The following is a 22,025-nucleotide window of genomic DNA, read 5'->3' as shown; positions in this document are numbered from 1 at the left end:
GGTCACATACCTCTGAACTCTGTGCGAATTTTTGGATCGAGCCATGCCAATAAAATATCCGATATCAATGTTCCCAGTACCGTCAGGACAGCCATGAACAATAACCATGTACCTGCCAAATACATATCCTGTGCTAATAAGGCGTTGTACATGACCGGCCCTTGAATAGGCAGATTAAGCACAATCGCAGTAATTGTCGAGCCTGTGAAAATCGATGTAAGCGACCAGCCGATGGTGCTCACGATTGGATTCATAGCAGCGCGCGTCGGATATTTGAGCAATATTTTGGTTTCCGATAAGCCTTTGGATCTTGCTGTCACCACATTGGGCTTATTTAATTCGTCCAGCATCTGACCTCGCATGACTCGAATCAATTCTGCCGTATTCGCCAAGCCAATCACGATGACTGGAATAATCATATGTTTCAATAAATCCAGAACCTTATCCAACGACCATCCGGCATTGACGAAGTCACTGGAAAATAAACCTAGCAAAGGATCGCCAAAATACACATAGGACAGATACATTAAAATAATGGCCATTAAAAAGTGCGGCGTCGCCATCCCCAGAAACCCTACGGCTGAAAAAATATAATCGCCAATCGAATACTGCTTTACAGCGCAGTAAATGCCAATCGGAACCGCTACCGCATAGGTAAACGCCATGGTCACCAAAGACACAACAATCGTTAACCCCATGTATTGCGAGATGACAGCCGTAACCGGCTTGTTATAACTGAAAGAGTAACCGAAGTCGAAATTTATGAACATATTGCTCATCCAAGCTAGATATTGAATAAACCAAGGCTGATCCAATTTCAAGCTTGCTCTCATTACATCCATATCATGTTGTGTCATCACATCGCCCGCCGCAGCCATCTTCGCCGCATAAGTCGATACATAATCACCTGGTGGAAGTTGAATGATGTAGAAGACGATCATGGAAATAAAAAAAACGACAGGTATGACCAAAATGATTCTTCTTACAATGTATTGGAGCATCTCAATCTATCCTCTCCGGTTAATTCGGGTGATGCCGCCTGAAGATCATAATGGGGGGGGAGTTAGATTCCCCCATTATTTCGTAAAGGACTATCTTATTGCTTGATAAAGAATTGCGAAGGATGAGCATGCCCTATGCTTCGGAATTCGTCTGCATAAACCAATTCCTTAGGTACATTAGCTATTTTGTTCGATGCAACAATCAGTTTTGGTGTTGGGCCTGCATAACCAATAAGCCACTGATTCTTTTGATGAAGTTTAATAATTTCATTACTCCATTTGGTGATTTCCTCTTTGCTTGTAGACGATTTAACTTTATTCCAGTAATCCAAAATTAACGCTACATCGCCTTCGGGTTTTACCCCGTCTTTTCCATTGGAGGACGTATACAATCCGTAATTTCCAAGCCAAGGTGTCAATACTCTCAGAGGCACTAAAGTGTCAGGTCGGAAAGCTACATTGACAAGAGAAATATTCTCTGTTGTTACTGGAATCTTATTCGCGTATTTGAGATCATTGTGAGTACCTAGATCCACCACTTTCAGATCTACCTTAAGGCCAACTTGCTCATAATATTTTTTGATTAATTCCAAGAAAGTTGCCGTATTCGTATTCGGTTCAATAATTGTGATGGTTAAATCAGATCCGTCCGCATTTAAACGGAAATTGTTCTTATCCCGTTTAGTCAGACCTAATTCATCCAGAAGTTGATTCGCTCGCGACTGATCAAATTTACTCCACTGATCTGCCCAGCCTTGTTGGTACCCGGTCAGTCCCTCCGGCACTGATGCCTGTTGAGGAGCGCCTAAACCATTCGTAACGATCTCTGAGATTTCTTTACGGTCGACCGCAACGGAAACAGCTTCTCTAAATCGGATATCCTGGAACAGCTTGCGCAGGTTAGGGTCAGGAATGGTTTGATTAAACTGAAGACCCGCACTTGACCATGTTGGCGTCGTCCAAGGCAATACCCGGAACCCTGCCTTTTTCTCATTTTCTTTCAATACTGTGAAGTCTTTAAAATCAAAATCAAGAAGATTATAATCTCCCGCTAATGCGCCAAGAACTCTTTGTGCGGGATCCTGAACTTTGGTAGCTACGATACGGTCCATGTAAGGCAGTTGATTTCCGTCTTTGTCTGTTTTCCAGTAATAAGGATTGCGCTCCATAATAAACTGATCACTATTCGGATCATTTTTAGCTACCCACGCTCTTAAGGTCGGGATTTGAGGATTTACCCAATAGTAGTAGCCCGTTGCGACCAGGAAAGATTTCACATCTTCAAAGCCCCATTTTTTTGCGATTTCAAGCGCTTTCTCCTGACCGACAAATTCGGGCAGTATCGTTTTTTGGAAATGCGCCGGTGCGAAGAACCATTTGTTATCAATCGCAACGCGTTCCAGGAACTGCACACTTGGATATTTATGAACCACTTTAAATGTGTAATCATCAACTTTGGTTACTTTAGCCAAAGCTTTCTCCCCTGTAACAGGGTCAACGGAGTAATATGCGTCATAGATTTTTTTGCCAAAGGTTTCTTTCGTGAGCATATGCTCCCAATAGAACAGGACATCATCGGCTGTAAAAGGCTCCCCATCTGACCACTTCATACCTTTTCGTAAATGGATCGTGAACTCCGTTGAATCTTTATTGACTTCATAGCTTTTGGCCACGTTTGGTTCAACCGTACTTCCATCCTTATTAAAGCGGAAAAGCGCTTCCTCTGTAGGTTGGCCAACAGCCCAGCGATCGTTAGGTCCGCCCCAAGGCATCTTCCAATCTCCGCCGTATTTCCCGATTTCGTCTAATACTTTTTCCACCATGATATCTTCTTTGACGGGCATCCGCTCCGCTACAGGCTTCAACGTACCCGCGCTCACAAGCTTGGTTAACATAGGGGCTTCTTTAAATGCATCTGTCTTTGCCTGAGATGACGCAATGGGAGCCGTTGTAACGGCTGAACTCGCCTTTGGACTACTTTCGCTTTCACTCTCACACGCCGCAAAAACAATTGCAAAAACCATCAACATCATGCCCAAAAACATTCTGTTTGTTTTCAAACTTATCCCCTCCATGACTAATCTGGTACTTCAATCTTCCTAGCAGCTTACTGGAAAATGGTTCCCTTTCACCTCCTAGACAAATTAAACATTAAACGGGTTTAATAAAAATGACGAAGGGACTTCGCATACAAGAAAACATAGCTGTTTATGTAGGATTAAACCGGTTTAATTGCATGTATGAGTAATGGAGAACGCATAATAGCCCTCGTGAAAACAATGTATTAAACCGGTTTAATTACATCCATGGTGAAAAGCGCTTCCCCTTTTCGAGGGGATTCTTACACAAAACATTTCGAATAGCTTCAATGTTAAACCGATTTAATCGTGGCCAACTACAAATGTAAGCGCTTAACCAAATCAATTATCTGTATCGTACAGTGGATTTATGAAAATTGCAACAGCTTTTTTTGGAAGAAAATAGTGTCGAAAATAGTCGGATAAACCCGCTAAACAATCGTCATTTTTAGATTAAATTCGTCATAATCCGAATGGGTCACAGCTCTGAGAGGAAAAAGAAAAAAAATCCTGAATGCATCCGCTAGGGACGCTTATCCAGGATTGGAAACAGCAGCTTTTGATTCGGCTTCGTATACATGTTCGTTTTCCAGATCACTTCCGAGCCGGTATCGATCCTCCCCTCGACCTTCTGGCCATTGCTCAACAGAATCGCTGTCTTTAAAGCCATATAGCCCATATTGAACGGCTTCTGGACGATCATTGCCTGCATGATTTCCTCCTCCAGGAATCCGATTTCTTCCATGGAGCTGTCGAAGCCAATAAGCTTCACCTCGCCAGGCTGCCTCCAATCACGAAGCGCCTTCGCTGCGCCAAGAGCCGAGGGCTCATTTAATCCGACAATGCCTTTCAAATTCGGATAATCCGTCAGCAGTTGTTTCGTAATGTCATACGCCTTATCCGAGGAACCCTCACTATAGTAGGTATCCAGGATTTGAAAGCCCTTGTCCTTTTGAATGGCATCCCGCAGACCGTTTTCTCTTTCAATTGATGTGGAAGATCCCTTGATAAAGTTTATAATGGCGACCTGGCCTTTACTCGGCAGCGCCTCGATTAGCGCTTCTCCCGCTTTTTTGCCCGCTACCACATTATCCGTGGCAATAAGGGACTTGGAAATGCCTCCTTTGAGGCCCGAATCCAAAGTAATTAAGGGGATTCCCGCTTTTACAATTTCATTCGCAATTGGCACAGTACGCTCATAATCCAAAGCCGCCAGCACAATCGCCTTCGGCTTCGGCTTCTGTGCCATCACCTCGCGCAAGAGTCGAATTTGGCCATCGACATCTTTTTCCGTATCCGTGCCGACAACTTTCACTTCACTTCCCATTTCTGCGGCAGCGGCATTGACGCCTTGCTCGACGACCTGCCAGAACTCGATCCGCTTATCGATCGTCTTGGGCACAAAAACGATGGACTGACTATTTTTACCGGAAACCTTCAAGCCGTACACATAAATAAAGATAAACAAGATGGCAACGACAACCAAGAAGTACCAACGCTTCATTCGTCTTTCACCTCCATCACCGAACTTGGAATCCGCAGGGTTACCGTCGTCCCCTCTTCCGGTTCGCTTTCGAAAGACAAACCATACGCTGCGCCATAAAACAATTGAATGCGGTGATGCACATTCCATACACCAAGTCCATGATCCTTGGAAGGTCCCAACAAAGCTTGCAACTTGGCTTTATCCATACCTAATCCATTGTCGCTAACTGTAATTTGAATGACACCATCGACCATTCGGCCGTGAATGCCGATATGACCGTGTTCTTCCATTCGTCTAATCCCATGATAAATCGCATTCTCAACCAGCGGCTGCAAAACGATCCTTAAGATCCGGCAAGCATGAAGCGCTGGCTCAACCTCGATCTCATACGAAAATTTGTTGGTATAGCGCATCGACTGGACCGTGAGATAGTTGGATAAATGCTCCATTTCCATCGAGATGGGAACCTCTTGTTCCCCTTTTCCGATGCTGTAGCGCAGCATTTTGGATAGCGCCATGGTCATGTTTACGACATCTCTCATTTTGTTCGTTTCCGCCATCCAAATGATCGATTCCAGCGTGTTATATAGAAAATGCGGATTAATCTGAGATTGCAGCGCTTTGATTTCACTCGTCCTAAGCAGCGCCTCTTCATGAACAATTTGCTTCATCAAGTCTTTTATTTTCACAATCATGACATTGAAGGTTCTCGCTAATTTCCCTATCTCATCGGCTTGCGTAATATCCGCCCGGATATCAAAATCCCCTTGCTCCACCTGCTTCATATGCGCTTCCAGTTTTTTAATCGGCCTGCTTAGTGTAAAAGACAGCACAATGGAAATACCCAGCGCGATAATTAAACAAATACTGCCCCACAAAACGGTGGACAACTGTATTTTCTTCTTATTGCCAACAAGCTCTTCGGGATAAGTGACACCGACAATTTTCCAACCGAAATTCGTCGTTCGGATCGATAAGATTTTCTTATGCTGATTTTCCTCCAAAGAAAGCTGGCCGTCTTCCGAGGCTAAAATGTCTGCGATGGGTTCGCTTTTCAAATTCGTATGTATGATCTGCTGCTGAGGATGGTAGACGAGATCTCCTTCGGAATTGACAATGAATACATAGCCTCTCTTCCCCAGTTGAATATGGCTGCAGAGGTCATTAATGATATTGTAATTCAGATTGACCAACAGCACGCCGGTCTTGTCCAAATGATCATTGCCCCGAAATTGTTGACTCATGGAGATAACCCAGGGATATTGGTTCCGATAGACATGCTCTACTTCAGAGGAAGATATATTGATGGAGCCGTTCTTTGCTTTCGTATACCAATCCTGAGCAATTAATTCAGGGTAGCTTTTCACAGAGCTTTGCTCCCTGTCGGAGATTACCGCACCGTTTGAGCCTACAAATAGAATGGCGCTAATGTCATTTCTAGACTGAACGATGACGTGCAAGGAGCTTTCGATGGCATTAACTAAGCTTTGCCCCACCGCGGAATGAGGATCTGACATTGTCAAATACTGCCCGATTTGTCCGTTATTATATAAAAGAGAGGAGATACTTTTCATATTGTCAATATACGTCTCGATGGTCGTGCCAACCTGATTGACGAGTTCTTTCGTGTACTGCACGGAGTTTTCCGTAACGGAATCCGACGATTGGCGGTACGTGTTATAACTCAAAATAAAGGTGGTACCGATGATCAAACAGGAAAAGGCGACTGCTATGCTCGTATGAATACTTTTAAATCTAAAAAAACGCCTCTTATTCAAGAGAGATCCCCTCTCTACTTACGGCTCTGAATTCTTTGGGCGTCATCCCGTGATGACGTTTGAAAATAACGCTGAAATATTGAGGATCGCCATATCCCACCTTCAATGCAATTTCATAGGCTTTCAAGTTCGTCTCCGACAGCAGTTCCCTCGCCTTCGCAAGCCGGATCTGGGTGACATATTCGATAAAGGATTGGCCTTTCTTTTGTTTGAACAGTCCGCTGAAATAATTCATACTCATATACACATGCTGGGCGACGTCACCAAGCGACAAATTCTCATCCTGATAGTTTTCCAAAATATACTCTTCAGACCGAGACAGCAGAGAGTCTACATCCTGCGCCATCTTCAAAATCACCTGTTCAAACAGCTGCATACATAACGATTCCAACCACACTTTTACTTCATCCAGTGTTTTGTAAGCTCGAACCTGCCCCAGAATATCCGCTGCCTCCATGGCGTCATGACCGGAATCCTCAAATAATTGAATAATCGAAACCAAAAATCTTTGCACATAAATATAGCAGCGATCTACCGACGACTGCGAAGCGCGCAGCTCATTGATCCAGTCGCCAAGCAGTTTGGCGAACTGCTCTTTGTTGCCCGTTTTCAGCGCAGCGATCAACTTGCGTTCCCATTCTGCATGATGCACCTGCAGCTGGTCTTTGCCATGCACGATATCTTCGATGGAGATAATCTTATTTTTGCCGACCAGAAAACGGTAGTCGAGCGCGGAAACCGCTTCTGAATACGATTTAGACAGCTCCTCCATCCTAGGATAAGGCCTGCCGATTCCAAAAGACACACGAACCTTCACATACTTTTCAATGCTACTTGCGGCTTGCTCCGCATATTTCTGAACAGATAATGAAAGAGATGGCAGCTCACCGGCAAAAATAATGCCGATCTTTTCGTCTCTAGTTCGAAAGACAATGCCTCCCTGTTCTAACTCAAAGATTTCATGAACGATATTATAAACGGCAAACCGCAGCAATTCGGTCTCCGAGCTTATTTTCGCTTCAAAATGATACAAAAACTCTTCCACGTCTAGCGTTAACGCCACATAGTAAGGTCCGGAAAGCGATAAATGAAACATTGCAAATTTATTCTGGATCTCATCTTTCTTCACTTCACTCGAGACCATCCGCTCCAGAAACTGCTCCCGAAGCAAAGGTAGGCTCATATTTAATTGACTTTGCAGCCTGGAAACATCTTCATTCCTTAAACGTTTGTCATCCAGTTCTTTTTTTAAATGATGTAATATGCCTGTAAATTCTTGATGGCTGACGGGTTTCATTACATAATCGTACACTTTGAGCTTTACGGCCTGTTTGGCATATTCGAATTCTCCGAACCCTGTCATGATGATGACGGTAACATCCCGGTATCGATCGGCAACAGCGGCAGCCAGAGCAAGCCCATCCATATGGGGCATCGAAATATCCGTAATAATGACATCAGGCACCCGGAACTCAAGGGAATCCCAAGCCTCTCTGCCATCACCGTAGGAGCCGATCAATTCAAATCCATGAGTCTCCCAATTCATTTTCCCGCGAATGCTCTCGCGTACCGCTTCTTCGTCGTCAACAATAATAAGGGTATACATCGTACCACCTCTGAATCAACAAATTCACTTAAACATCACACTGTTATTCGAGAATAGCGCTTACATTTCCTTTTCGTCCGTATGAATTTCTTTTGGAAAAAGAGGCTGCCCGCGTAGGAGCAACCTCTGCCATATCCACAACGCATCCTCATTCTTAGTTATAAAGCAGCGCCTTGATTTCAGCCGAATCTATATTATTTTTATCATACCAGTGGAAGCCCGTATCGATGGATTTCTCTACTTTTTCACCTTTGCTTGCCATGACTGCCGCTTTGACAGACCAGTACCCGATACCGATTGGATCCTGTGTAATGGCTCCGGCCATTTTACCGCTCTTAATCGCATCGATTTGCGCCTTGCCGGAGTCATAGCCGATAATGACGATCTTATCGTTTTTGAGCTCCGTAACCGCGTTGACGACACCGATTGCCGAGCCTTCATTGGCCCCGAAAATGCCCTTCAGGTTCGGATGTCCTTGAATGATCGCCTTTGCCAAATCGGTTGATTTCAATTGGTCGCCGCCGCCGTATTGAATGTCAACGATTTTAATGTTGGGATGCTTCGCTTTCATTTGTTCCACGAAGCCGTCTCTGCGGTCAACGCCGGTGCGGCTCGTTTGGTCGTGTACGACTAGGGCGACTTCGCCTGCATCGCCGATCTTCTCGGCCATTTTGTCAGCGGCGAGCGCTGCTGCTTTCTTATTATCCGTTGCTGCCGTCGTGACAGGAATATCGCTGTCTACGCCGGAGTCGAAGCCGATCACCGGAATATTCGCCGATTTCGCCTTTTGCAGGAGTGAGACGGACGCTTTGCTATCCAGCGCTGCGAATGCGATCGCGGTAGGCTTTTTATCTAAAGCAGCTTGCAGCATTTCAATCTGTTTATCCACTTGCGCTTCCGTTTCAGGACCTTCGAACGTAATGGTCACGTCAAACTCCTTCGCCGCCTTTTCTGCTCCTTGTTTCACCGCTTGCCAGAACTGGTGTTGAAAGCCTTTGGAGATTACAGGAATATAAGGCTTTGTACTGTTGGAAGAAGCTGGTTTTGCCGTTGATGAAGTTGTTGTGCCCGTCGTTGAGCTTGAGCCGCAAGCAGCCAGAAGAGATGCAGAAAGTGTAAGTGCAGCGGTGACCATGACAAGTTTACCCATTTTGTTTTTCATTTTGTCGTCTCCCTTTTACATGAAATTGGTATATTAATTCTTAAAAAGAATGAATACCGAATACCACTATCTCGCTTTGCGCCGACGCAAGATGTCTGCATATACCGCGAGTAAAACCACGATACCTACGATAACCGTTTGCCATTCTTGAGGAACGGATAAGATCCTTAATCCATTCGTCATCACACTCATAATCAGAGCACCAATGACCGTTCCCAGAATAGACCCCTGGCCCCCGCTTAACGAAGTGCCCCCAATGACGACGGCCGCGATGGCCTCCAATTCATACCCCATTCCAAGTGCAGGCTGCGCCGAATCTAATCTTGAAGCAATCATGACTCCTGCAATCCCGCTGAATAAGCCGGTCAGCACATAAATGGAAATTTTCCAAAAATGAATGTTAACGCCGGATAATCGCGTCGCTTCTTCATTGCTGCCTAAGGCGAAGTTATAGCGCCCAATAACCGTCTTGGTCAACACCAAGCTCGAAATGATCGCTAACCCGAAAAAAATCAGGATGGCATTGGGCACTGCAAAGCCCGGAATTATTTTCTCCAGCGCCGTCCCCATCACGATTTCACGAAATGCCGGCGTTTCATTAAAATAAATCGGTTTGGCATGGGAAATGACGAGCGACAACCCTTTCGTCATCATCATAACGGCAAGCGTCGCAATAAACGGCGGGATATTCATCTTGGCCACGGCAACACCGCTGAATAGTCCGCAGAGAACACCCGTTAAAATTCCCGCCAGAATTCCGATTGGAATCGGCAAATGCCAGTTGGTAATGAATACTCCGGTCATTACGGCAGCGAAAGTCATGACCGTACCGACACTAAGATCGATGCCGCCTGCTATAATGACGAAGGTCGAGCCTAGCGCCAGCACGCCGATAACAGCTGTAGATAGGAGAATTCCGACGATATTGGTAAATTGCAGGAAATTGCTGGAGGATACTGAGAAAATAACCACTAAAAGCGCCAAACTCGCGAAAGCTAAAAGTTTCTGTGTTGCGGCAGTCTTACGAATAGTTGGCTTTGAAACTTTCAAACTGCTTAATTGCATATATGACCTTCCTTTCTTAAATGCGGCTTGTCGCTAATCTCATGATCTCTTCTTGATTGGCCAGTTCCCCTGGAAGCTCGCCGGTTATTCTACCCTCGCACATCACCAGTACACGATGGCTTAAACGCAGAATCTCGGGCAGCTCGGATGAAATCATAAGAATGGCTTTCCCTTGCTTGGCCAAATCCTCGAGCAGCGCGTAAATCTCCGATTTTGCACCCACATCGATGCCTCTTGTCGGCTCATCGAAGATGAGCACCTGACAGTCACGATGCAGCCATTTTCCAATAACAACCTTCTGCTGATTGCCTCCTGACAGAAACTTTGCTTTTTGCTGCACATTTGGCGTTTTTATTTTCAGAGCTTCCACATAGTGCCCAGCTACCTGTTCGACTGTGCCATCTTTCATCCAACCGAAACGGTTTCGGAATTTCCTTAAGGAGGGCAGCGCAATATTAGCCCCAACCTCCATATCCACGACCAACCCATAGCGCTTGCGATCTTCCGACAAATAACCGATGCCGTGTTTCACTGCATCATGGGTGCCGCGAATGCTTACTTTCTTTTCGTTCATATAAATCTCGCCCTTATCCATACGATCCGCACCAAATATCGCACGGGCTACCTCGGTTCGTCCCGCCCCCATCAAACCGGCAACCCCTACAATTTCACCGGCATGCACAGTAAAGCTAATATCCTTGAAAGCATTCCCTCTGCTGAGGTTCCTGACTTCCAAGATGTTCTGCTTCGACCCGGCTTGCAGATGCGGGCGCTTCTCGACTTGGATTTCTCTGCCCACCATCATCGAAATGATCATATCCATGGAGGTTTCCTTCGTTTTCACAGTAGCAATGTAACGGCCATCGCGCATGACGGTGATACGGTCGCTAATTTTTCTAAGCTCTTCCATGCGGTGGGAAATGTAAACAATGCCTACGCCGTTTCCGCGCAGCTTCTCAATCATCCGGAACAATTCGTTAATTTCCGTTTCTGTCAGAGCCGCTGTAGGTTCATCCATGATTAGCACTTCGGAATGGAAAGACAATGCTTTGGCAATCTCAATCATTTGCTGCTTCGCTACGCTAAGCTCCGATATTTTCATACGCGGATCCAAATTCAGATTGAGCTGTTGCAGGAGCGCTGCCGTGTCGTCGTTCATTTTTTTCTCATCAAGTAAAAATGGCAGTGATTTGCGCGGCTCCCGGCCAATGAACATATTTTGCGCAATCGTCAAATCGGGAATTAAATTGAGCTCCTGATGAATGATGCTGATGCCGAGCAATTGGGCTGACTTCGTATCCGGGATCTGAACCTCTTGACCTTTTAACAGGAGGCGTCCGCCGTCTTTCTGATAGATGCCGGTTAAGATTTTCATCATCGTCGATTTTCCTGCCCCATTTTCACCGACTAAAGCATGGACCTCACCTGGGTTTAATTCAAATTGACAACCTGAAAGCGCCTGTACACCGGGGAAATATTTGTCGATCTTTTCCATTTGGACGAGTGGTTGTATCACTGCTGTTGTTCACCTCGATATCGTTTACTGTCTTCATATTAGCTGTAAACGCTTAATTTGTGAGTGGAGTATTTTCTTAAAAAAGTCGAATAATTACCGAATATACGGTGGGTTTCGGACGTTGCTCGGACGAGCGCATGGATGCCCCGCCCTTAATAGGGAAACACCATTCCCTTATTTAGGCGAAAAGCGGAATTTCGGGGGGGGCGGAGGGGAACTACAGGGTCTTACTCAACCCCTATCGTCCAAATAGCCGCCAAAATGATGAAATAGCGGATCACACGCAAAGGGATGGTTTTGGCAAAATAAGAGCCCTGTAGTTCCCCAACAGACAACGTAATTCCTACATAAATGAAAAAGGAGCCTTTCGGCTCCTCATCTTACTGAACTTTATTCCGCTTGAAGCCAGGTAATATCCTTCTGCTCCAATTGGTCCTTCCACTCCTTGGGAGCGCCTACATTGCTAACGATAATATCGATCTTGTTCAAATCAGCAATCTTATAAAATTGCACTTGTCCAAATTTCGAATGGTCCGTTACCACAATGTTGATCTTCGACTGTTCAATCAATTTTTTGGCAAATTGACCTCGATCTTCGTCGAAAGCGGTAATCCCTTTGTCCAACATAATCCCATCAATCGAAATAAACGCTTTATCCACATAAAAGTTCTCGATCATCTTTTCAGCCATTGAGCCGACAACACGCGACTGTAAAGGGCTTACCTTGCCCCCGATAAAGAAAATATCACCGGAAAGCAGCTCTTTGTTCTTATAATCGATGAGCAGATAAAGTGCTGGAACGGAATTCGTGAGCACGGTAATGTTCTTCTTATTTAGCAAATAATCGATGATATGCAGTGTCGTTGAACCATCATCGATGAAAATGACCTCATTGTCTTCCACTAATGTCGCAGCTTTGCGGCCTATCATTTTCTTTTCATCGGCATGCAAAATTTCTCGCTTAAGATGGGATGGCTCCTCGCGCGAGATATTAATCTTCACGGCACCGCCGTAAACCCGCTTCAGTTTATTCTCATCTTCCAATTCCTCGAGATATCGGCGGATCGTTTCAGAAGAAACGTTGAGACTCTCCACTAAGTCGGTCGTCTTAACTTTGCCCTCCAGATTAAGAAGGTTTAATATATAGTCTTTACGCTCTTCACCGATTAATGACATGGTACCCTTCCTCCTGGTCAACTTCGAATAGCATAACGTAATTATAGGGCTTTCTTCCTAATTTGCCTATCCGTCCTCATGAATAATAACGGCCAGGAATAGAAACAGTCTAAACAAAGAAGCATGTGCCAACAATGAAATGAATGCTTCCATTGACGGTACATGCATCGCTCATCCGCTGTCATTTGAGATTAATTGACCTACGATACGTTTCTAACTCATATGGTAGCAAGTTTAAGCAAGCAGTGTCAACATTTTCAGATTAACGTTTCTCATAGCGTTTGATAGCCAGCTTCTGGATCTCTAAAGCACGATCGATTTTGGAAGATTTGATTTTGCTCACATAACTATCAAAAGTGTCTACGGATTCTACGCCGAGAATTATTTTTAAAGACATCTCGTCAACCAGTGTCATGACATCGTTCATAATGGAGGAAAGCTCCGCGCTTTCGAGCTCCGTTTTCGGAATCTGCGGCATCATATGTTCGTCGACATTCGTATTCGACCAATCCAGAACAGCCGATCTTTGTTGAGGCAATGTATAATATTGCTCCATGTATCGGATATCTTGAACAAAGGGACCAAAATAGCTCGCCCGCGTATACATCGCCAGCGCTTGGGACGGCGCCAGCTTATCGCGGTTGCGTAAAATAAAATCGGAGTACGTTGGATATCCTTCTTCCATGGTGTAGCTCGTTCCCTCGATGCCGAAGTTGAACAACATGTGACCTTCCTCGCTGTACCCATAATCGAGCAGCTTGGCGGCTGCTTCCGCATTTTTGCTTTTGCTCGAAATTGCTACACCGCCTGTTCCTACATAGGCATAGCTGCGTTGGCCGAACTCCGGCTTATCGCCTTTTTTCAGAACTGGGTAAGGAGCGGCTGCGAACAGGACGCCTTTTTCCTTCTCTTCCACGATAGGCTGCCATTTACCGATTCCTGCGCCGGCATTCCAGACTGTTGCACCGCTTCGTCCTGTAATCATATTTGAATCCATGGTTTTGGTATCTACCGTGGCAATATTTCTGTCCAGCAGCCCCTCTGCATACCATTGATGGAACGTTGCGAGAAATTGTTTGTAGCCTTGCTCCATCGGGCCAAATTTCACTTGTCCCTTATCCAAGTAGAAGCCTTTCTTAATCCCGAAAGCGCCAACGAAAGCACCGCCTTCAATGCCGAATAGCGGATTCGGTACGCCCAAAAATGTTAGCGGCGCCTCGACGCCTTTCTTCTCTTTAAAAGCTTTTAATACGATGTACCACTCATCCATTGTCGTCGGCGTCTGAAGCCCCAGCTCATCAAGCCAGTCCTTGCGGATAATCGGACCTTGATATGTCCGCAGCAGCTCATCGCCGCGAATGAACGGAAAGACATAATAGCTGCCGTTGTCCGTTTTGACCTGCTTGTCTACATCCGGATGCTCCGCTAAATATTTCTTGAGATTAGGCGCATAGTTGTCGATAAGGTCATTCAATCTCAAGATATATCCGTCGCTGATCGCCTTGTCCGGGCCTCCCGGATGGCTGTCCCACTCATATTCCATCATATCCGGCAAGTCCCCTGACGCCAGCAGCACATTCATTGCTTCTTTGGCCTGATTCGCCGGGGGCTGGATAAACTTGAGGCGGACTCCCGTTCTTTTTTGCCACTCTTGAAAAAAGGGTACATCTTGTGTACTCGGCTTTACACTTGCCGCATTGCCGTTAAGCTCCGCCCAATAGGTTAAAGTTTTCTTGGCTGTATCAGATTGATCCGCTCCCTCGGCAGCTTCGTTGTGCGGGGCTGTCGGTCCAGGTCTATCAGAAGGAAAAACAGATGTACAGGCTGATAGCGCGAGGACGCCTATCGCCATAATCAGGAAGCAGAATTGTTTACGTAATATCATCAGGCGAACCTCCATAAGCTGGGATCTAGCAGTTCAACTCCGTGCGGATCCGTGCATTTCCTTGTATTTTCCGGGCGTTATCCCCTCATTTTTTTTGAAAACACGAATGAAAGTGGCCACTTCATTATACCCGACGGACTTGGCAATTTCTGAGATCGAGTCCTGCTTATAGCCAATCATTCGCTTAGCCTGCTGAATCCGGAATTTCGTAATATAATCCAACAATCCTTCGCCGGTTCCATCCTTGAAAAGCTTCGAAACGTAGCTCCCCTTGAGCTCGAAGCGTTCACCGATCGTATTGACATTGAGATTCGCATCCTGATAATGCTCCTCAATATAGCGGGTCACATTCGCGATCAGCTCTCGCAGAGTCTCTGCTCGCTCTTTCGTTAAATTTGTCTCCATCTTGGCGGCTGCGTACGCACACACTTCTTTGAGCAAAGTCAGAAGCTCCTGCTGCATTTCGAGTATCGTATCGCATGCGATAATGGAGTCCATCCACAGCGGATTGTCCCCTAGCAAACGGCTTTCTCCGTCACCAAGCTCATTAATCGCCTTCACCATCGTTCCGACTAGATTAAAAATTAAACATCTAGCCAGCGTCAGCGAAACGAGAGGCTTATTGAAATTCCGTTCCATAATCTCATTCATACTGGAAGACGCCTGCTCGAAATCGCCAATTTTGATTAAATTGATAATTTGCTGCTCCACTTGAAGCGGATAATAGTAGCCCAGAGGCAGCTTATCCGCAGAATCGATCCGGATTTCATCATAAGTGATGATCTCCCTTTTCCCTCGAACCATCTTGTATTCCATCGCGTCCAAAGATTCACTGTAGGCCTGGGCTACACCAAACAAAGAGGAATGTATGCCTCCGATGGAGATCGTGAGATCCATGTGAAAACGAAGTAAAAACCGCTGAGCTTCAGCGGCAATCCAGCTCAGATCTTCCTTCCGCTCAGCCGCTTCATTTTCAGCAAAATTGACTAAACAAACCATCATATCATCGACCTCCGCGACGTATCCGGCATGATGACGATGACCGACTAATTCTTCTACCACGTTGGTGATAATGAATTGAATCAGCTTTCGCCTTTCATTCATGTCCATACCCGGCAAATTGGAGGAAAGCTTCTCGTTATTCTCAACGGCAAATAAAATAACCGCAAACTCGTTGGAAATCAGTTCCATATGGAACGATTTGAATGCCTCTTCATATGAAATGAGCGTATCGATCTTCCCTTTCAGGAGCCGATTCAGCATATTCGAGCGCAGCACATATTGATGCGACTGCAATTGCAGCGCAATTTGATCCTTTTCGCTGCGGGTATCCGATATGGCTCGCTGAATGAAGCTCAGCTCATTCCCGTCTGTTCGTTCCTCCGCCGAATGCTTGTCCGAAAGCGACTGAACAAGCCGTTGAATCGGCGAATAGTTGCGGCGCATGAAAAACCAAGTTAACACACCTGCGCCAATAAGCGAGATGAGGATGCTGACATAGGTGAAGTTACGGACATATTCCGCTTTCTCCCAATAAATCCGACTAGGGATTACCAACACGTACTTCAAATCAGATACAGCCGATTGCATATAAAAGAGTTCTGAATCCCCGTTCTTCGCCGGCGAATACGCCACATGATCCGGATCGAGCGCTTGCTCCAGAATCAGGTTTTTATTGACCGACACAGGAAGATTGGAAAGCAGAACTTGATTGTCATGGTTAAGTATTAAGATTTGCCCGCCGCTAAAGCCGGAAATCGTTTCCATTGCCTTCTGAAATCGCGCCAAATCCGCCATCACGACGACGGTCCCCGTTTGTTTCCCATTCAAATCTTTGGGCAAATGCGCAATGTACGCAATCGAGGTTTGAGGGCTGTCGGCATCGGAATGAGGCAGCAAGAGAAACTGGTTATTAGCCGCGTTGTTGATCGTATCGAGCCACTGCTCATAACGAAGCGTGCCCGTGTTGTGAATCGTATCAAAAGCTGTTTTCATATCCCTGACATTACCAGGCCGTAGAATTGAGGAGTTCTGGTCCCAAGTCACATAGAACTCGTCAATCGTTGCATACGAGGTTTGATACATCCTGAATTCTTTCACTAATTGAAAAGCAAGGAATTGGTCGTCGCTCTGCCGGATGTTGGAGTACATCAAAGATTGAAGCTTCGTATTCCAGGTGATTTCCATATTCAATCGCTTCATCAAATCGATTTGTGCGTCAATCGTGTAACGTACTTGTTTGAGCAAAGAGTCATTCGCCCGGTGAATCTCGCTTTTTAACGCGTTGCTGGATTGTGAATAAATAATTAAGCTCATCATCATAGGGATGAACAAAACTGCGCTGTAGGAGATTAACCAAGTAAAAATAATGCTTTTTCTTTTTCGCCATAGAAATCCGATGTTCAATATGGATCTCCTCCCATTGGATGATCGATATAGGTCTGAAGGGATTGTCTCCACTTCCCTATATTATACCTCTATATGCAAGGGGAGGAATGTCCAAAATGACAAATCCAATTGACAAAAGCTCTATTTGGAGCGGATTCGAAGCGTTTTACCCCTTCAAAGAACCGACCATGACCCCTTTGACAAAGAATCGTTGAACGAACGGGTAAATGCAAAGAACCGGTAATGTCGCAACAACAATCGTTGCATATTTAATCGTTTCACCGATCTGGTGGCGGTCGCCCGCATCTGCGCCAACCGACATGCTATCCGTTGAATTCGCGATCAGAATCTCTCGGAGAACAAGCTGCAGCGGGAACAGATCACGGCTTTTAATAAACACGGAAGCATAGAACCAACCGTTCCATTTATCCACCGCATAGTACAAAATCATAACGGCAATGACAGGCATGGAAAGCGGAATAATGATACGGAACAAAATCGTAAAATGGTTCGCGCCATCGATTTTGGCCGACTCCTCCAAGCTGTCAGGGATCGACATAAACGCTGTGCGCATGATGATCAGATTGAACGTACCGATGGAGAACGGAATGATCGTCGCCCAAAGGGAATCAAGCAAACCGACATTTTTGACAACAAGATATAAAGGAATTAAGCCCCCATGGAAAAACATCGTGAACACGATAATGAGCATGAACGCCTTGTTCCAGATGACATTTTTACGGGAAAGCACATACGCGCCCAGCGCTGTCATCAACAGGTTCACCGTAACGCCCGCAACGACGATGAACAGCGTATTCCGGTAGCCGATGAGGATGCCCGGATTTTTCATGACTCCTTTATAAGCTTCCAAGCTAAAACCGAGCGATTTGAGCAGAATCCCCTTGTGCGCGACTAACCGGCCCGCATCGCTTAACGAGGCGAATAGCACATATAACAAGGGATATAAAGTGACAATGACCAGCGCGATCAGAATCAAATAGATGGAGATATCGAACAATTTTTCGAGAATACCTGTTTGTTTTTTCATAGACCTCACCTCACCATAGACTGCTTTCGTTAACTTTGCGGCTAATATAATTCGCTGTAATCAGGAGGATCAGGTTGATGACCGAGTTAAATAAGCCAACGGCCGAGCTGTAGCTCCATCCGAACTCTAAGAGCCCCTTGCGATAGACAAAAGACGAGATCACGTCTGCTGTTTCATACGTTACAGGGTTGTACAGCAAAATAATTTTCTCAAAGCCCACATTCAACAAATTCCCCATCCGCAAAATAAACATAATCGCAATGGTCGGCATGATCCCCGGCAAAGTAATATAAATAATCTGCTTCCATCTGCTTGCCCCGTCCATACGGGCCGCCTCATACTGCTCCTGGTCGATCCCCATTAAAGCGGCAATATAAATGATGGATTCCCAGCCAATTCGCTGCCAAATTTCGGAGAGAATATAGATCGGACGGAATAATTCCGGCTTCTGCAGCATCGCTTGCCCGTCGTAGCCGAATGCCATCACGATTTTATTAATGACCCCATCCGCATTCGTAAAATCCGTAATAATCCCGCAAATAACGACCATCGAGATAAAATAAGGCATGTACGTGATCGTTTGCGCTACACGTTTAAACATCTTGCTGCGCACTTCATTGATGAGCAAAGCCAAAATAATTGGCGCCGGAAACTCAAAAACGAGTGAATACAACGAGATGACAATCGTATTTTTCAAAATACGCCAAAAATAATAACTGCCAAAAAAGTCCTGAAAATGTTTAAAACCGATCCAAGGGCTGCCCAAAATCCCTTTCATAGGCGAATATTCTTTGAATGCGATCAAAGCACCATACATCGGTGCGTAGTGGAAAATAAGATAATAAGCAAGTACGGGAACCATCATCAAATACAAATATTTATTTAAAACAAAGTCGCGGACATAGCGGTTTACGTCCATTTTTTTCCGAACGAGCTGCGCTTTCTCTAGCGGTCTGGCACTTTCCATCTTCATCCTCACCCCAATTCAAATTAGGAGAGAGGGCTTTCAGAAAGCCCTCCCTTTCTTACTTTTCGCCCTTCCTTACCGCTTGTTGTAGCGTTCAAGCGCTGCTTTTTGAATCGCTATGGCGCGGTCCAGGTTGAGCGATTTCATTTTGGCAATGTAGCTCTCATACTGGCTGGCCGGCTCGTTGCCCAGAATGATTTTGAGCGTCATCTCATCGACTAACGTATTGATGTCATTCATAATTTTCGCATATTCGGAGCTCTCTTCCGGTGTTGGCGTGAGTGGTGGCAAGCTGTATTTGTCGGCATCCGTTTTCTTCCAAACATTGACCGCATCTCGCTGCGAAGGCATCGTAAAGAACTGCTCCGCATAGCGTTTATCCTGGATAAACGGACCGTTGTAGCTTCCGCGGACGTACATCGACATCGCTTGCGCCGGAGCTAATTTATCCGGATTCTTCATTAGCAGATCCGTATATTTCGGGTAATCGTTCTCCATTTTGTAGCTGACTCCTTCGGTTCCGAAGTTGAAGAACATACGGCCTTCCTCGCTGTAGCCGTAGTCCAGCAATCTCGTAGCTAACTCAGGATCTTTGGCTTTGGATGTAATCGCTACGATACCGCCGGAGGAATACGGTTTATCCTTTTGTCCGAACTTCGGTGTGTCGCCTTTTTTCAGTACGGGATACGGAGCTGCGACCAATTGGGCTTTCGGATCCTTGGCTTGAACAAGTGGCTGCCACTTGCCGATTCCGCCGCCAGCATTACCGATACTCGCGCCGGTGCCACCGGATGCGAAGCTGCCATCCAGCGCTTTCGTATCGACTGTGGCAATGTTTTTATCTAAAAGACCATCTTTGTACCAGCTGTTGAATAAGCTCAAATACTCTTTGAAGCCTTTCTCCGCAGGGCCGAATTTAATCTCTCCATTCTCCAGATAGAAACCGCGGTTAATGCCGAACGCCCCTAAGAAAGCGCCGTTATAAGATTCATTAAAGAATCGAGGCTTGGAGATAAAAGAAAGAGGTGCGGCTGCGCCTTTCTTCTCTTTGAACGCTTTGAGCGTCGTTGTCCACTCATCAATCGTTTCCGGTACAGGAAGTCCAAGCTCGTCCAGCCAATCCTTGCGAATAATCGGACCTTGGAAAACTTGAAGGTATTCATCCCCTCTTATAAAAGGAAACGCATAGTAGCTGCCGTTATCCGTTTTGACCATTTTGTCGACTTCCGGGTGTTCCTTTAAATATTTCTTTAAATTCGGCGCGTATTTATCGATCAAATCATTCAATTTCAGAATGTAACCATCTTTAATCGCTTTCTCAGGCCCACCGGGGAAGTCGCTTAGAAAGTTGTATTCAATCATATCCGGCAAATCTCCGGACGCCAGCATGACGTTAAGTGCTTCTTTCGTTTGCCCTGTTGGAGGCGCCGTGAATTTAAGCGGCACGCCGGTTTTCTTTTGCCAATCTTGGAAGAAAGGCACATCGCTATGCGTTGTTTTGACTCCAGTTAAGTTACCGTTTAACTCGCCCCAGTAGGTAAGTGTTTTATCCGTTTTAATCGGGTACGTCGTGGCTGTTCCCGCCGCTGACGATTGCGATTCTTTGGTTGCTGGCGCAGTTTCCGTCTGAGAGGAGCAAGCGATCATTGTGCTCATCAACATGACGGTCATCGTTGAAGCTAACATTTTCTTCATTCTTTGACCCTCCATTATGGTTATGGTGAGATGCATCTCTTCCTAAAGCCTAATGCAATGCGTAGGAGGAGAATATGAGTAAAATGAGAAAACGCATGATGAATTTATGTGTGAAAATTGATCATTTCTCCAAAACAATCGTCGATTTCGCAAAATCAGCTTGAAAAAACAAAAAAAGACTGACCGAAAAGTCTTGGGTGACCTTCGGGCAGCCTTACTATGACTCGCGATTTACCTCCGCAAGCCGTCTTTTATATTTCATGAACCAATCAAATAGCGCCGGGTTATTGTACACTTCATTCATAATCGAGTGTTTCAGTCCCGGAAAGGTCGTAAAGGCGACGTCTTCTCCTCTTTGCTGCAGAGCCTCCACCATCGTTTTTGACCCGTTTATCGAAACAACATCGTCGTCTTCGCCATGAAAAGTCCAGACAGGCATTTTGCTCAACAAGTGTGCCTTCTGCGCGTCAAACCAACCGGCAAGCGGAGCAACCGCAGCAAATCGATCCGGATGATGTGCAGCCATGTCCCAAGCACCATTGCCTCCCATACTGAATCCGGTCAAATATATTCGCTCGGTATCCACTTGATAAGTGGAACAAATTTCATCCAATAAGGCAATGAGACCATCTCTTTCATAAGGCCATGAAGAAAGTGCCGGGCATTGCGGAGTAAGTACAAAGAACTTAAAATCACCTTGTTTCTCCGCCATCCATGTGAGCCCGTAATCATCTAGCAGATGGATATCATCCCCGCGTTTTTTAATGCCGTGCAGGAACATGATTAGCGGCCATTTCTTTTCCAAATTCTCTTCATACGCAGTGGGAACAAACAACTGATAGCCCAAATTTACTCGTTTGGTAATCACTTTGTCTAGCCTTCGATTGTCAATTGGCATATGAATCTCCCCTACTATAAGCTTCTTTGCTTACTTAAATTTGGCGAAACCCGTTGCCTACAAACTTTGATCCATGCGAAAATGCCATCCTATGTATCATCCTTTCAAACAAACAGATTACACAATAATACCATATATTGGATACTAATTGTTCAATTTTTTAAACTTGTTACTCTAACATAATAAAGTAGGGGAACCACTCTCATGGCTCCCCCCTTATCGAACCGCACGTGCCCTACTAAGGCATACGGCTCACCAACGTGATTCAACTTGAGC

General features: G+C 45.5%; 15 protein-coding genes. All 15 read right to left on the bottom strand.

Annotation, left to right across the window (positions count from 1 at the left end; all coding sequences use genetic code 11):
• Positions 1-2: 2 nt before the first annotated feature.
• The 15 genes from J2Z65_RS27930 to J2Z65_RS27860 all read right to left on the bottom strand — a co-directional run bounded on the left by J2Z65_RS27930 (position 3) and on the right by J2Z65_RS27860 (position 21,749).
• Positions 3-1,001: an ABC transporter permease gene (locus tag J2Z65_RS27930; protein ID WP_167068630.1), complete on the bottom strand. Its 999-nt coding sequence runs from the start codon at positions 999-1,001 to the stop codon at positions 3-5.
• Positions 1,002-1,096: 95 nt separating this feature from the next.
• A complete protein-coding gene (locus J2Z65_RS27925) occupies positions 1,097-3,061 on the bottom strand; it encodes an ABC transporter substrate-binding protein (RefSeq protein ID WP_240160081.1) in 1,965 nt (654 codons plus the stop codon).
• 541 nt (positions 3,062-3,602) lie between these two features.
• The gene (locus tag J2Z65_RS27920) at positions 3,603-4,583 is read right to left on the bottom strand and encodes a substrate-binding domain-containing protein (RefSeq protein ID WP_167068633.1); all 981 of its coding nucleotides are present in this window, start codon (positions 4,581-4,583) and stop codon (positions 3,603-3,605) included.
• A complete protein-coding gene (locus J2Z65_RS27915) occupies positions 4,580-6,343 on the bottom strand; it encodes a sensor histidine kinase (RefSeq protein ID WP_167068636.1) in 1,764 nt (587 codons plus the stop codon). Before J2Z65_RS27915 ends, J2Z65_RS27920 begins: the two co-directional genes overlap by 4 nt.
• The gene (locus tag J2Z65_RS27910; RefSeq protein WP_167068639.1) at positions 6,336-7,949 is read right to left on the bottom strand and encodes a response regulator; all 1,614 of its coding nucleotides are present in this window, start codon (positions 7,947-7,949) and stop codon (positions 6,336-6,338) included. Before J2Z65_RS27910 ends, J2Z65_RS27915 begins: the two co-directional genes overlap by 8 nt.
• 154 nt (positions 7,950-8,103) lie before the next feature.
• Positions 8,104-9,111, bottom strand: a complete 1,008-nt coding sequence (locus tag J2Z65_RS27905) for an ABC transporter substrate-binding protein (protein WP_240160082.1) — start codon at positions 9,109-9,111, stop codon at positions 8,104-8,106.
• 66 nt (positions 9,112-9,177) lie between these two features.
• The gene (locus J2Z65_RS27900) at positions 9,178-10,176 is read right to left on the bottom strand and encodes an ABC transporter permease (protein WP_167068642.1); all 999 of its coding nucleotides are present in this window, start codon (positions 10,174-10,176) and stop codon (positions 9,178-9,180) included.
• 16 nt (positions 10,177-10,192) lie between these two features.
• Positions 10,193-11,692, bottom strand: coding sequence for an ATP-binding cassette domain-containing protein (locus J2Z65_RS27895; RefSeq protein WP_167068645.1), 1,500 nt, complete (start codon positions 11,690-11,692; stop codon positions 10,193-10,195).
• Positions 11,693-12,082: 390 nt separating this feature from the next.
• The gene (locus J2Z65_RS27890; protein ID WP_167068648.1) at positions 12,083-12,868 is read right to left on the bottom strand and encodes a DeoR/GlpR family DNA-binding transcription regulator; all 786 of its coding nucleotides are present in this window, start codon (positions 12,866-12,868) and stop codon (positions 12,083-12,085) included.
• A 262-nt stretch (positions 12,869-13,130) separates the two neighbouring features.
• Positions 13,131-14,753, bottom strand: a complete 1,623-nt coding sequence (locus J2Z65_RS27885) for an extracellular solute-binding protein (RefSeq protein WP_240160083.1) — start codon at positions 14,751-14,753, stop codon at positions 13,131-13,133.
• Positions 14,754-14,786: 33 nt separating this feature from the next.
• On the bottom strand, positions 14,787-17,159 hold the full coding sequence (locus J2Z65_RS27880; protein WP_240160084.1) for a helix-turn-helix domain-containing protein: 2,373 nt from the start codon (positions 17,157-17,159) through the stop codon (positions 14,787-14,789).
• Between the two features lie 148 nt (positions 17,160-17,307).
• Complete coding sequence (locus J2Z65_RS27875) at positions 17,308-18,189, bottom strand: carbohydrate ABC transporter permease (RefSeq protein ID WP_167068651.1); 882 nt, start codon at positions 18,187-18,189, stop codon at positions 17,308-17,310.
• A 10-nt stretch (positions 18,190-18,199) separates the two neighbouring features.
• Positions 18,200-19,108: an ABC transporter permease gene (locus J2Z65_RS27870; RefSeq protein WP_167068689.1), complete on the bottom strand. Its 909-nt coding sequence runs from the start codon at positions 19,106-19,108 to the stop codon at positions 18,200-18,202.
• 123 nt (positions 19,109-19,231) lie between these two features.
• Positions 19,232-20,851, bottom strand: a complete 1,620-nt coding sequence (locus J2Z65_RS27865) for an extracellular solute-binding protein (RefSeq protein WP_167068654.1) — start codon at positions 20,849-20,851, stop codon at positions 19,232-19,234.
• 217 nt (positions 20,852-21,068) lie between these two features.
• A complete protein-coding gene (locus tag J2Z65_RS27860) occupies positions 21,069-21,749 on the bottom strand; it encodes a carboxylesterase family protein (RefSeq protein ID WP_167068657.1) in 681 nt (226 codons plus the stop codon).
• Between the last annotated feature and the right edge of the window lie 276 nt (positions 21,750-22,025).

The organism is Paenibacillus aceris, assembly GCF_017874035.1.
GTDB lineage: Bacteria > Bacillota > Bacilli > Paenibacillales > NBRC-103111 > Paenibacillus_E > Paenibacillus_E aceris.
The sequence above is the reverse complement of the archived record's forward strand: the minus strand, read 5'-3'. Positions and strand labels throughout refer to the sequence as shown.